This window comes from Saccharolobus solfataricus (assembly GCF_900079115.1).
Taxonomy (GTDB): Archaea; Thermoproteota; Thermoprotei_A; order Sulfolobales; family Sulfolobaceae; genus Saccharolobus; species Saccharolobus solfataricus.
In genome coordinates this window covers 2683050-2696231 of record NZ_LT549890.1, presented here as the reverse complement: position 1 = coordinate 2696231, position 13182 = coordinate 2683050, and the positions used below count along the sequence as shown (strand labels likewise).

The window sequence follows — 13182 nt, the reverse complement described above, 5'->3', positions numbered from 1 at the left end:
GGCTATCTTTAACGTTTATTGTATTGATGCTTTGTTGGTCTATAGAATATTTCTCGCTTAACTACTATACTATCTTCATTTCAATTAATGATCAAGATGTATAACTTGTGTTTAGGAATACCATTAGAAGCTTAAGAAAATTGAATAGGTCCGCATAACACTACTAATAAAATGATTAAGGTATAAAATACCGAGAGAGGAAATCCACTTATGTACAAGAATCCATATGGCCTTGAAATTTACCTTATTAAAGGGGATATAACGGAAATCGAAGCTGATGCCATAGTTAACGCTGCTAATTCCTACCTACAACATGGTGGAGGTGTAGCTTACGCAATTGTTAGAAAGGGAGGTTATATAATTCAGAAGGAAAGTGACGAATACGTTAAGAAATTCGGCCCAGTTCCGGTGGGGGAAGTTGCCGTTACTAGTGCAGGGAAGTTAAAAGCTAAGTATGTTATTCACGCAGTAGGTCCAAGGTATGGAATAGAGGGAGAAGATAAGCTAGAATCGGCAATTTTCAAATCATTGTTAAAGGCTGACGAATTATCCCTAAGCTCAATAGCTATGCCAGCTATTTCCACTGGAATTTATGGTTATCCATTTGAAATATGTGCTAGAATTATGGCTAATGTTCTAAAGGGTTATAAACCTAAAACCCTAAGGAAAGTTATGATATGTCTTTACACTAAAGATGCATATGACGTTTTTAAAAGTATATTCAACTCGATTTTGAAAAACTAACTCTCAATACTGATTATGTTTTCAATTTTATATAAACCGAGGCATAGATACTGTACAGCTTAAAGTCCCGATTATTCTATATAAGGAATATTGCTAGTAGTGCCTTGTTGAATACTTCAATTTTCTAAGATGTTAAGCTCATCAACTTTTCTTAAATTCGAAATCAATCCTTGATTTAAAAGTAAGCTCCACGTTAACTCAGATAAAAATTGAAGAGATCCACAAAGCATGCTAGTAGCTCCAATGATTATCTATCCTTAAATATATATGCGATATGGCTAAGAAGTTATCAGAAATTTTAGCGTTAGCAATATTGAGTGTGGATTATGATTTTGTTAATTTAGTATAAATCATATAAAGTATTAGTTTATCTTCAACTCAACATATGATTTGGAAGTTGGAAAAAGAAAATATATCACAGTTTTTAATCTTTTGTCAAAAATTTTTTAGCGCAATTGAAGCATTCAGTGAAACAAGTATGGGAGGAATTTAAACTAAGTGTTTCAAATGACGCTTTGTTAATCTATTGAATATTTTTCCACTAAACTAGAGTGTGGACAACAATTTTCTTAATTTAAAATAAATTGTGCAAATTGTTTTTGCGCGTGGAATAAGTCCTTTTGTTTAGCGTAATATCTTTTTGGGTGAGCAGAGGATTTTTCTTGGTGAGCAAATCATGGACAAATGAAGTAGCCGCGCTCACTCAAGTTATTTTAACCTTAATGGAGTATATTAACCTTAAGCCTAGGTTTCACGTTAGGGAGGAGATTGCTTTAAGCTTAGCGAGTTATCTAGCTGACTTATCCTCTTGGAGGACTACGTTGTTCCACTTCACCTTACTTTATGAGAGGCTTGGTAGCCTCAGATATGCCGTATCCTTGAGTTACGCCATTGACGAGACTAAGGTTACTTGCGTTAGGGGTAATTACTACGTTTGGGTTATTAGGGAGGTTGTAGCTAAAGCTATTTCCTTCTTCATGGTAACAAGCTTGAGGAGTGGTTTTCACGTAGTTATCATGAGGGGATTGCGAGTAAGTACTTTAGAATAGGGTAGTTTACTTGCACGATGGTTTATCAGTTTACAATGCCTTTGATTGGTTTAATGTTGGGCACAAGAGGGTTACGTTAGGCGATTACACTGAAGAAGGGTTTAGGAAATTAAAGTATAGAGTCTCTTCAATGGACTTCGCTTGTAATTCCAATAAGTTAATGAGTTGGTTCTCGACCTTCTTCTTAATCTACAACCTCCTTTACATTCAAGTGTATTTAGTGGATAAGGGAGTGATGATAAATGCAAACATTTCAACTACATGAAATTGTTGTCCACTCTCCTTAAAAGTCCGGGAAAATTCAACAAGTTAGCAAAGCGCATATATGTGACTTCTTACTCCGTAAGGTCTACCTCTGAAAGACACCAAGATTAAGGTTAGGCCTTTAATTAATTCTTCTTCTGATTTCTCCTCGTTCAGTATCACGATTTCGCAGTTGTGCGCTTTTCAGATTTCTTCTAGTATCTAAAACTTTAGCCTAATTGATTTGTTCATTATTGTAATATTTATACATAATCAAATCAAGAAATAATAACTATTAAGATCTTTAATTAATTATCAATAAAATATTATTATATTTGAAAATACAATTTATGGCTGGAAAAATTAATAACTTAACATTCAAATATTACAATAGATACTAGCATCTTCTAACATCCACAGTTCTGCATATATTGTTCACAATAATTAATACCTTGTTGTAACGTGTGTGTGACTGTATTGCTTACTTGTATTAATCCATGGGGTGATATTAAGCCTATAATGAAAAATAGGGATAGCAACATTGGTAGTGATATTAGTAGAGGTGCGATGGCCTTCAACTTATACACCTCCTATTATCTTTATTTCACCTACCATGTATCCGAGGTCAGTAATTTTTTCTCTTATATTATTTATTACTCTGTTCATATCAGCCTTTTCATCTATGCTAATAAATGCTAGCCCTTCTCTTAAATCTACATCCACTTCTCTTACACCACTTATCTCCTTTACACTTTTACTTACATTAGTAGCACAGTGACCGCAGCACATGTTTCTTACTTCAACTTCTAATTTCCTTATCTTCGCCACCTCCTATCTTTAAAATGGGTATTTTACATATTTATTCTCTAGCTATACTCTTCTTTATTTAGTTTATTGGATTGTAGTATTGGGCATTCATAGTGTCCAGTATGTTCTGCAGCCCATTTGAATAAAGGGATTACCGCTTTTCTTAGCTTCTTTCCTTCATAAGTAAGTGAATACTCTACTCTAGGAGGTGAAGATTTTACTATAACTTTTTTGACTAAGCCCATCTCTTCCATTGTTTTTAATACGTCTGATAATGCCTTTGGACTAATATCGTCGATACTATTTAGAATAGAATTAAATCCTAATTTACCTTCATTGCCTATAGTATTTAGGACAAGGAGTAGCCATTTCCTAGAAATCACGTTTATAGTATCTATTATACTTCGTCAGACTTTAAAGGGCAAGAAAACTTCACTCAGTATTGACGTCCAAGGTTCACCGCACCTCTTCACACTATACGTAAGGTCATTTACTCTCTTGGATATGGAGCGTAGGAACCTCGTTGCATCCCACATTAAGGTCTCGAAGTCCGTGTAAATCTTCGAGTAGAGCCTTTTCTTGAGGACTGCCCACGGCCCCTCCGCCGGACTCTTATCCGGAGAGTAAGGCGGCAGATAAACAAACTCCACCCCATTTTCCTCAAGGAATTCCCTCACTTCATTACCGTGTATTCTAGCATTATCCATCACTATCACGGTCTTCTCGTCCTTTATTACCTTCCTCAAGTAGAGTATAATATCTTTTGAGTTCAGCGAGGGCTTCTTGTATGTCGAATAGGAGAAAGTTATTCCCTCTTTACTAATCGTTATCCCGCCTACTACTGCAAACCTCTTCCTCTTAGGGTTGACCTTTATCCCTCCTCCGACCTTCATCCAGCCTTTACCCTTGTTTATGTAGGACACGTACGACTCATCGAAGATGTGTACCTTGTACCCTTCTCTTATTTTTTTAAAAGCTTCTCCCCTTGTTCCTTCACCCACCTTTCTACAGCGTTATCGTCTCTAACGTAAGTTCTCTTTCCTTTCTTGTACTTGAAGCCTAATTTCTTGAGGACTGGGCTTAAACTCCTCGGGTTGTACTTTATCCCAAATTCCTTGTCAAGTATATACGCTATGAGCTTCAAGGTCCAGAAATCGTAGTTCAAGCCGAAATCTCTTGGGCTCTTTTCTAAGATTCGGACGAGCTTTTCCTCGTCCTTCAGTTTCGTGGGTCCCTTCCTCGGCTTAGCGCTCAGGTCACCTTTCCTCAACCACTTGTACACGGTAAAGATGGAGACGTCATACTTCTTGGCAACGTCCTTTATACTCATCCCGTTCCTCACATCTTTTACAGCGTTAATCCTCCTCTCTTCCTCTTGTTTCTTGTTGAGCCTTATACCGTGCATTCTGGATTTCGGCATAACAATTTAGTATTACTCATGAAATATAAATCTTGCTCTTTAAAGTCTGACGAAGTATAATGGGCAACTCTGCTGTTTAATAACTTTATTTCTCTTTACCATATTACTTACTATAAACTTTATAGTTTATAAACTTACGTAACTATTCAATACTTGATGTCACAAGAACAAAATAATATAACTAAATTTTACGTAGGTGGTATGGCTTGCGCATTTTGTGCTTCAACTATAGAGAAGGGTTTAAAGAAAATAGAAGGGGTTAATGAAGTAAAAGTCGTCCTGGAATCGAGTGAGGTGTTTGTAAAGTATGATAACTCATTGGTTAGCTCAGAAATTATTAAAAAGGAGATAGAAAAGCTGGGATATTATGTGTCTGATAGGAGTCTTTTCTCGGATGAACTATTAAAAGATTCAAGGAGAAGATCTATAATTAGTTGGAGTTTAACTACACTTTTAGGCTTACTGTATTTCTTTGAATATTATAATATAATATTTCGTGTTACTATAATATTATTAGTGACTACAAATTTATTTTATATAGCATTGCCAATTTACAAGGGAGCTTCACATGCAATAGGAAAAGGAATATTAAATGAACATGTTTTATACGGTGTTGCTGGAATATCCTCCTATATTTTGGGGATTGTGGGATTTTTGGAATTTAATAAAAATTTATTTGGTTTCCTATTCATATCATCTTTACTTACATCATTGCACTTATCGGCTGGATGGATGGGAGCAATATTAAATAATAAAGTTGAAAAGGCATTACATAAAGTCATCGAATTAAGACCTCCTTATGCTCATTTGATTAATGGCGAGGACGTGCCAGTAACTAAACTAAAGAAAGGGGATATAGTTATAGTTAAGCCAGGGGAGAAAATACCTTTAGATGGAGTAGTAGTTGATGGGGAAAGTGAAGTTAGTGAAGCAATAATAACTGGCGAATCTGAACCAGTTTCAAAGGGAAAAGGTGATTTTGTTATTGGGGGATCAACTAACGGTAGTGGATATCTAAAGGTAAAAATCACAGAAGATTATAACAATAGTTATTTATCGAAAATAATTGGTTTAGTAAATTATTCAAAACAGAAAAAATCCGCTATATTAACTTTCTTTGATAAAGTAATTGATAAAATATGGGTGCCATTAGCTTTAGCTATATCAATAATTACCGTAATAGCATGGGGGCTATATGGTATTTTAATAGGTAAAGATTTATGGTTATATGGTATTATTAATGGTCTACTTGTATCGACTATAGCTTATCCATGTGCTATAGGTTTTTCAAGTCCTTCTATGGCTCTTTCATTATACGAAAAAATGTTACATAAAGGGATGATAATTAAGAATTCAAACGTATACGAAAAAATCAAGGAGATAGATACTATCATTTTCGATAAAACTGGTACTCTCACTTATGGCACTCCGATTGTTACACAGTTTATTGGTGACTCTCTTAGTTTAGCTTATGCAGCATCTGTTGAGGCATTATCATCTCACCCTATAGCTAAGGCTATAGTTAAATATGCTAAAGAGCAAGGAGTAAAGATATTAGAAGTTAAAGATTTTAAAGAAATTTCAGGGATTGGTGTTAGAGGAAAAATAAGTGATAAAATCATAGAAGTAAAAAAGGCTGAGAATAATAATGATATAGCAGTTTACATAAATGGAGAACCAATAGCAAGTTTTAATATCTCCGATGTTCCAAGGCCTAACCTAAAAGATTACTTAGAAAAACTGAAAAATGAGGGATTAAAAATCATAATTTTAAGTGGTGATAAAGAGGATAAAGTAAAAGAACTTTCTAAAGAATTAAATATTCAAGAGTATTATTCGAATTTATCACCAGAAGATAAAGTGAGAATAATTGAAAAGTTAAAGCAAAATGGAAATAAAGTTTTAATGATAGGTGATGGTGTTAATGATGCAGCAGCATTAGCTTTAGCAGATGTTTCTGTTGCAATGGGTAATGGTGTAGATATTTCAAAGAATGTAGCAGATATTATCCTAGTTAGTAACGATATTGGAACTTTATTAGGGTTAATCAAAAACAGGAAAAGATTAAGTAATGCTATTCCATCTAATGTAATACTAGCATTAACATATAATGGGATTGGTATACCATTAGCGATATTTGGGATATTGACCATGAAGTTTGCAATGATTATAATGATATTAAGTTTGTTTTCAATATTTATTAATTCTAGAGTATTTGTTAACATAATAGGATTTGATTAGGGAAAAAGAAATTAGAGAATAATGGACTACAACTTAGCCTTGTTGAACGTTATGTTTCCTCACGTGTTTTCAAGAGAGAATTCCTATGTGGGAGTTTGGGCTTTATAGAATTTCATGATATTTAATATCAGCCCTCGGCCCTTGGGCTTCACCAAAGTCACGGATAAGGCTATATAGGTTAATTAGCTGGGGAGAGTAATATTCTCCTCATCTGGGAAGCATAATCGAGAAGAGAACTGAAGCAAAGATTCGGGTGAGGGCGTGATAGATCCCTTATATAAAACATATTAGTCAGATCTGCGTATTACAGATCTGACTGGGGTGGAGGCCGTACAAACCCCTGGGAGTGAAGCTCGGACAGTAGTTTGGCCTCCTCCAATTCGGACCGGAAATTGGGCTTGAAGCCCGAATAAGGGTGAGTATACATGGAGGCCCCAGTTGCCGGAATAGATGTATCAAAAGATAAATTAGTAGTCTATTTCCAAGGTAAATACTACGAATTTCAAAATAATAAGCAAGGTTTTGAAGGAGTAAAGCAAGTCTTGCCAAAGGGTTGTAAAGTTGCTATAGAAAGTACGGGAGTTTACCACATCAACTTGGCTAAGTACTTGGGTAAAGAGTACGACGTGAGGATTATTAATCCCCTCATACTCAAGAAGTTCAAGGACATTAGGGGTAAGAAGAGCGACAAGAATGATAAAAAGCTCGCTGAGCTAGTTGTAAGTATGGGCAGTGAGTTTACAACGAGTGAGGCTAAGGAGTTAACAAGCCAATGGGATTTTATTACAAGGAGCATTGTTAGGGTTAAGAATAGGCTAAGGAGAGATTTAATACTTCTAGGCTATAAGGACAGTTTGTCCAAGAAGAACTTGAATGAGGTATTGAGGGGGGAGGATAATATAGTATTATCTGAGGTTAGGTTCCTCTTGGACGAGTTGGAGAGGCTTGAGGTTAGGAAGAGGGAGATTGAGGAAGAGCTTGAGGATCTTGTTCCTAAGGATAGTTTGATCTTCACGATTCCGGGTATTGGCAGAACGTTGGGTTGTATAATTTTAGCAAGGGTTGGTGATGTTAAGCGTTTTGGTGACAAGAAGAGGTTTGTCGCTTACTGTGGTCTCGATCCTCTTGTTGAATCCAGTGGGAAGAGTGTTGTATCGAGAGGCATATCTAGGTGATGCTGTTTTGAGGAGGGCTTTCTATCTTGCAGCTTTAACTGCTATCAAGGTTAATCCTATTATTAAGCGGTTTTATGAGGAGCACAAGGAGAATTTGAAGGGTAAGAAGTTGATTACTGCTTGTGCCAGGAAGCTTGCTGTTATTACTTGGGCTGTGCTGTATTATAATAAGCCCTTTGATGCTAGCGAGTAAAGCAGGTGACATCACTTGAATAAGTAGTGTGTACTATGCTCGATTTTCACGGAAAGGTTTTTATACCGGAAGCTCTTGAACAAGGCCTACTTAAAGGAAGTACAGTATACTAATAGAGAAAGCTTGATATAAATTTACTAATAATTTTATTAAATGACATGACTACATGAGAACACTCCACTATTTTTTCATAGCATGAAAGAGTAAAACATCTAATACGAAAGTATTGAAAATAGGTCTTAGAATACTAGGCAATCTTTCGCTTTCAAAAGGAAAATGTATGTCATATATTCTAAGAGATATATGGTAAGTTTCTTGGAAGAAGTGAAAACTATCGTGAGGTGAGGTTGTGCTATCTATAAGGACTGAGTAGTTCAAACCTAAAGGATTATGCATTAGTTTAATAATTTTTATATAAACTTTATTCTACAGAAAGTTTAAATTATACCATTAACAGTATTTATCTATGAAAAGATTAGTCGTAGTTGGGGGAGGAAATGCAGGAACATTGATAGCAAACTTGTTAGCGGATAAATTAGAAGTTACGGTAATAGAACCAAATGAATATCACACATATCAACCTGGATTAGTGGATTACATTACTGGGGAAGTAGATGAGAATAAAATAAAGATGCCTACTAGCTCATTATTGAAACCATCAGTAAAATGGGTAAGGTCTAAAGCTACCAAAATAATGCCAGAAAATAGGACAATAATATCAGAGAGTGGAGAAAAATTTGAGGGCGATTATATAGTAATAGCAACTGGAGGACAAAATATACCCGTTCATAGTCTGAGGGGCTATCATACAATCGAAGACGCTAAGATGATTAAAAATGAAGTTATGAATCCAAGGGGAAAGAGTTTCGTTATTGGGTCTCTTCCGGGAATAATAAAGTGTCCAGCTGCACCGTGGGAATTATCATTTCTAATAAAGAGAAAATATCCCGATGCCAACGTTAGTGTAATAGTCCCTGCTAAGCAACCACCCCCTTTACAAGTCCCAATGTCAAACATGTTTAATAAGAAGGCTAACGAGTTAGGTATAAAAGTTTACAAAGGGTTTGTAATACAAGAGGTTAACTACAACGAAAGGTATGCAGTATCGACTGAAGGAGAGAAGATTGCTTTTGACCACTTGATTATAGATACACCAATCTCCACGGGCTTTAGTGAGTTGGCTGATAAGTCTGGATTAATACCAGTCGATAAGAGCACTTTGGCTTACAAGGATGGAGTCTTCGTAATTGGCGATGCCAATAGTACCCCAACACCTAAAACCGGTGCAGCTGCCCACTTTCAAGCTGAGGTTGTTGCAAACAATATACTAGCTGAAATAGAGGGAAATAGGAGTAAAGAGAGTTATGACGGTACCGCTATATGCGCAGTTTACTCTGGACCAAATGAAGGTATGTTAGTTTGGTTAAACTATGAGAAGAGCAAGGCCTTAGGGCCTACATCAATCTATCGTTATATGAAAAAAGCTTTCACTAGGTTATATTGGGCCAGTTTAAGCGGTGGAGTGGACTTTATCCTAAAGCCTTTAGTTGAATCCATTAGGAAAAGTTAAACGTCCACCTCTATCCAACCACCATTATCTCTTATCTGATATGTTTTTAATCCCAATTTTTCCTTTGGGGCATCTGGAGCAACATACGGTGGTTCTAGCATTTTACCACTCCTTAAATCAAACAATGCTTGATGACAATAACACTTTACAGTAAGTTTCTCTTCATCTAGTTGATCTAAAATACACCTTGCGTGTGAACACACTGCATCCATAGCGTATAGCGTTCCCTTTATATTAGCTATAAAAACAACTTTATCCTCTACCTTAACCGCTGCGCTTTTCGCTTTTTCTAATGCTTTTGCGGATATGGTTCTTTTCCAAACCATAAGTCTAATATACAAGTATATCTTATATTCTTTAGTTTGATAAAGTTTAGATCATCGTTATAAATAAAAATAAGCAATAAGATTATAATGTCTTTTTATTTCTTCCTAAAGCCTCATTTAAGCCTCTTAAGTTGACCTCTACTTGCTTCCTAAGGATTTCCCCGCCTATACCTCCAATATCAATTTCGCCAATATCGAAACTTTCTTTACCCAGCATCTGATCCAAGTGTTGTTCTAGTATATTAGGACTTACAAGTCCACCATGAGCTAAGCCAACAACCTTAGGTTTTAATGAAATTTGTAACCTTAAACTATTAACGTAATTATCGTAATCTAGTGGTGGAGGAGTTGTTGGTATAACGGCACCGTTAAAGTAAGCTCCTCCACTATCACCAGTGAATAAAATATCATCACTAACTACGGAAATGTGATGTTTTGCATGCCCTGGGGTGTAAATTATCTTCAAAGTCTTTCCATCCCCGATATCAATCATCTCTCCACCCTCAACCTCAACCACTTTGTCTGGATCTATTTTTGTAAACTCACCGTAAATATAATAAAGATCGCCTAATACTTTCTCCGAGCTCTCATTCAATCTCCTTACTCCATCTTCAGTTGTCAGAAACTTTTTAAATCCATTTTTTATCATGACTTTAGCATTCTTATACCTATCTAAAATTTCTGGTAATAGCCCAATATGGTCTATATGAATGTGTGTCAATATTACGAGATCAAGTTTTTCTAAAAAAGAAGAGTCCATAATTGAGTTTGTAACACCAGCGTCTATCATTACGTTAAGTTTATCTCCGCAAACTACGTAAATTGTTGCTAGTTCGGGAAACTCTGGAGGACCAGCTGGTATTGCGTGTAAACCTCTACAAGGCATAGTTACATTCTGTTAAGTAAGTTTATAACATTATTGAGCCCTTAAATTGGGAAAAGTACTAATCTATCAAAAAATCCTTCTCTTCAACTTCATAGAAGTGTTTAGCTATCTGTTGGGCGACTTGTAAGTAAAGTTAATACTTAATCTTCTTTAACCTTCATGTATATAATGTGAGCTACCCCCTCCTAAACGGTAGACCCAAAATCACCTCCATAAAAATAAATCTATAGTATTAATAAGTGTTTCCTCAAGATTAAATATAAAATCCTTTAGATCAGATAAATCGTCTAGAAAGCAGAGGATGAGCAGCAATCTAAACTCCTCTCTTGTCATGACGTTCTTAAACACGGTGTAAAGCGAGTAGAAGATCATGGCCAGCACGAAGATCAACTCGCGGAAGATGAACTTGGTGGAGCTCGTGAAGGGAAGGAAGGCCTTGATGTTCCTGTAAGACGTCTCAATGGGACTCCTAACCTTGTTGTACAACTTCAGCACTTCCCTCTTGGGTAGGTCGAGGTTGGTCGCCCTCGCGAAGTACACCACGGTCTTCTTCCTCTTCTTAACGATTTCCTTACCATACACCAGGAGTCTGAACTTGACCTGCTCTTCCTTCTTATACCTCTTACTGTTTGTCGTGTACTCTCCGTCGAACTCCTCGTAGATCTTCACGTCCCCCACAGGGACTCCTATCACGAACTTGAACTGCGATATGAACTTGAGGACTTCCACGGTGTAGAATCCCGCGTCCAAGGTTACGAGCCCCACCTTGAGGCCCATTCCCACAATTTGCTCCATGAGAAGCTTCACGATCTCATCCTTGCTCATCCCGTTAACTTGGGGAACGAAAGCTAGGAGGAGCACCATATTCTGATACTTCGTGGTCGCGGTAGCGTAGTTCCACGAGTTCCCCTTGGCTGAACTACCCAGTCCCTCCACCGGCTTACCATACCACGTCTTGGTTGTCCAGTCTATGGAGATGTCGACTTCCTTCACTCCCTTGAGTATCTCCATGGAAATCCTCCTCATGGACTCTAATAGCTTCTCGATCACCTCAGTTCCCTGCTCCTCCACGTAGTTCCTCACGGTCTGTGGTGACACGTTATACCCTTTGGACTTGCTTTCCACGGAGTCGTTCCACAAGCACGCGGAGACCAGAACTCTCGATACCTCCTCAGCCTTTCTTCCCTTGAAGCTCAACATGGAAAGTAATTTATACCCTACTTGTTGTATATTATTTTGGTGGGGAAGACCAGGTGTTATCACCTTGTCTTCACCACGTGATAATACCGGCTTCCTCACCTTAAATCTTTCTTCAATTAGTTGCGTTCTTGTTAAAGCTATAAATTCTATTATTTTTCAGAATCTGATATTACCCAACCAAAATTATTTTTTGTAAAATGATTTTGGGTCTACCGTAAACGGTAGACCCAAAATCACCTCCATAAAAATAAATCTATAGTATTAATAAGTGTTTCCTCAAGATTAAATATAAAATCCTTTAGATCAGATAAATCGTCTAGAAAGCAGAGGATGAGCAGCAATCTAAACTCCTCTCTTGTCATGACGTTCTTAAACACGGTGTAAAGCGAGTAGAAGATCATGGCCAGCACGAAGATCAACTCGCGGAAGATGAACTTGGTGGAGCTCGTGAAGGGAAGGAAGGCCTTGATGTTCCTGTAAGACGTCTCAATGGGACTCCTAACCTTGTTGTACAACTTCAGCACTTCCCTCTTGGGTAGGTCGAGGTTGGTCGCCCTCGCGAAGTACACCACGGTCTTCTTCCTCTTCTTAACGATTTCCTTACCATACACCAGGAGTCTGAACTTGACCTGCTCTTCCTTCTTATGCCTCTTACTGTTTGTCGTGTACTCTCCGTCGAACTCCTCGTAGATCTTCACGTCCCCCACAGGGACTCCTATCACGAACTTGAACTGCGATATGAACTTGAGGACTTCCACGGTGTAGAATCCCGCGTCCAAGGTTACGAGCCCCACCTTGAGGCCCATTCCCACAATTTGCTCCATGAGGAGCTTCACGATCTCATCCTTGCTCATCCCGTTAACTTGGGGAACGAAAGCTAGGAGGAGCACCATATTCTGATACTTCGTGGTCGCGGTAGCGTAGTTCCACGAGTTCCCCTTGGCTGAACTACCCAGTCCCTCCACCGGCTTACCATACCACGTCTTGGTTGTCCAGTCTATGGAGATGTCGACTTCCTTCACTCCCTTGAGTATCTCCATGGAAATCCTCCTCATGGACTCTAATAGCTTCTCGATCACCTCAGTTCCCTGCTCCTCCACGTAGTTCCTCACGGTCTGTGGTGACACGTTATACCCTTTGGACTTGCTTTCCACGGAGTCGTTCCACAAGCACGCGGAGACCAGAACTCTCGATACCTCCTCAGCCTTTCTTCCCTTGAAGCTCAACATGGAAAGTAATTTATACCCTACTTGTTGTATATTATTTTGGTGGGGAAGACCAGGTGTTATCACCTTGTCTTCACCACGTGATAATACCGGGTTCCTCAC

At 37.7% G+C, this 13182-nt stretch carries 10 protein-coding genes and 4 pseudogenes; 5 read left to right on the top strand and 9 right to left on the bottom strand.

Going from position 1 to position 13182, the window contains the following annotated elements:
* Window positions 1–210: 210 nt before the first annotated feature.
* Both SSOP1_RS14355 and SSOP1_RS16670 read left to right on the top strand, forming a co-directional pair.
* Window positions 211–744: an ADP-ribose-binding protein gene (locus tag SSOP1_RS14355; RefSeq protein ID WP_009993055.1), complete on the top strand. Its 534-nt coding sequence runs from the start codon at window positions 211–213 to the stop codon at window positions 742–744.
* A gap of 620 nt (window positions 745–1364) precedes the next feature.
* Window positions 1365–2058, top strand: a pseudogene (locus SSOP1_RS16670) (IS6-like element ISC774 family transposase).
* A 44-nt stretch (window positions 2059–2102) separates the two neighbouring features.
* Here SSOP1_RS16670 and SSOP1_RS18070 read toward each other — a convergent pair.
* From SSOP1_RS18070 to SSOP1_RS16665, 5 genes and pseudogenes are all read right to left on the bottom strand, one after another.
* Window positions 2103–2240 (bottom strand): annotated as a pseudogene (locus tag SSOP1_RS18070) (IS607 family transposase); the annotation flags it as partial.
* Between the two features lie 203 nt (window positions 2241–2443).
* Window positions 2444–2614 (bottom strand): hypothetical protein, encoded by a 171-nt coding sequence (locus SSOP1_RS17225; protein ID WP_157861867.1) that lies wholly within the window; start codon window positions 2612–2614, stop codon window positions 2444–2446.
* Between the two features lies 1 nt (window position 2615).
* Window positions 2616–2864, bottom strand: a complete 249-nt coding sequence (locus tag SSOP1_RS14340) for a heavy-metal-associated domain-containing protein (protein ID WP_009990685.1) — start codon at window positions 2862–2864, stop codon at window positions 2616–2618.
* 38 nt (window positions 2865–2902) lie between these two features.
* Window positions 2903–3226 (bottom strand): winged helix-turn-helix transcriptional regulator, encoded by a 324-nt coding sequence (locus tag SSOP1_RS14335; protein WP_231918286.1) that lies wholly within the window; start codon window positions 3224–3226, stop codon window positions 2903–2905.
* A gap of 24 nt (window positions 3227–3250) precedes the next feature.
* A pseudogene (locus SSOP1_RS16665) lies at window positions 3251–4263 on the bottom strand (IS630-like element ISC1078 family transposase).
* 156 nt (window positions 4264–4419) lie between these two features.
* Between SSOP1_RS16665 and SSOP1_RS14320 the strand changes: the two are divergent.
* The 3 genes and pseudogenes from SSOP1_RS14320 (at window position 4420) to SSOP1_RS14310 (ending at window position 9442) form a co-directional block, all read left to right on the top strand.
* On the top strand, window positions 4420–6504 hold the full coding sequence (locus SSOP1_RS14320) for a heavy metal translocating P-type ATPase (RefSeq protein WP_009990688.1): 2085 nt from the start codon (window positions 4420–4422) through the stop codon (window positions 6502–6504).
* A 425-nt stretch (window positions 6505–6929) separates the two neighbouring features.
* A pseudogene (locus SSOP1_RS14315) lies at window positions 6930–7872 on the top strand (IS110-like element ISC1190 family transposase).
* 466 nt (window positions 7873–8338) lie between these two features.
* Window positions 8339–9442, top strand: a complete 1104-nt coding sequence (locus tag SSOP1_RS14310; protein ID WP_009990803.1) for an NAD(P)/FAD-dependent oxidoreductase — start codon at window positions 8339–8341, stop codon at window positions 9440–9442.
* On the opposite strand, the gene sdx is transcribed toward SSOP1_RS14310, so the two are convergent.
* The 4 genes from sdx to SSOP1_RS14290 all read right to left on the bottom strand — a co-directional run bounded on the left by sdx (window position 9439) and on the right by SSOP1_RS14290 (window position 13146).
* Window positions 9439–9768, bottom strand: coding sequence for a sulredoxin (sdx, locus tag SSOP1_RS14305; RefSeq protein ID WP_009990804.1), 330 nt, complete (start codon window positions 9766–9768; stop codon window positions 9439–9441). The genes SSOP1_RS14310 and sdx overlap by 4 nt on opposite strands.
* 82 nt (window positions 9769–9850) lie before the next feature.
* Window positions 9851–10654: an MBL fold metallo-hydrolase gene (locus SSOP1_RS14300; protein WP_009990806.1), complete on the bottom strand. Its 804-nt coding sequence runs from the start codon at window positions 10652–10654 to the stop codon at window positions 9851–9853.
* Between the two features lie 204 nt (window positions 10655–10858).
* The gene (locus SSOP1_RS14295; RefSeq protein ID WP_164497327.1) at window positions 10859–11917 is read right to left on the bottom strand and encodes an ISH3 family transposase; all 1059 of its coding nucleotides are present in this window, start codon (window positions 11915–11917) and stop codon (window positions 10859–10861) included.
* 170 nt (window positions 11918–12087) lie between these two features.
* A complete protein-coding gene (locus tag SSOP1_RS14290; RefSeq protein ID WP_164497321.1) occupies window positions 12088–13146 on the bottom strand; it encodes an ISH3 family transposase in 1059 nt (352 codons plus the stop codon).
* Between the last annotated feature and the right edge of the window lie 36 nt (window positions 13147–13182).

Coding starts and splice junctions, on each gene's coding strand:
- SSOP1_RS14355 (WP_009993055.1), top strand. CDS start 211: ATGTACAAGAATCCATATGGCCTTGAAATTTACCTTATTAAAGGGGAT.
- SSOP1_RS14320 (WP_009990688.1), top strand. CDS start 4,420: ATGTCACAAGAACAAAATAATATAACTAAATTTTACGTAGGTGGTATG.
- SSOP1_RS14310 (WP_009990803.1), top strand. CDS start 8,339: ATGAAAAGATTAGTCGTAGTTGGGGGAGGAAATGCAGGAACATTGATA.
- sdx (WP_009990804.1), bottom strand. CDS start 9,768: ATGGTTTGGAAAAGAACCATATCCGCAAAAGCATTAGAAAAAGCGAAA.
- SSOP1_RS14300 (WP_009990806.1), bottom strand. CDS start 10,654: ATGCCTTGTAGAGGTTTACACGCAATACCAGCTGGTCCTCCAGAGTTT.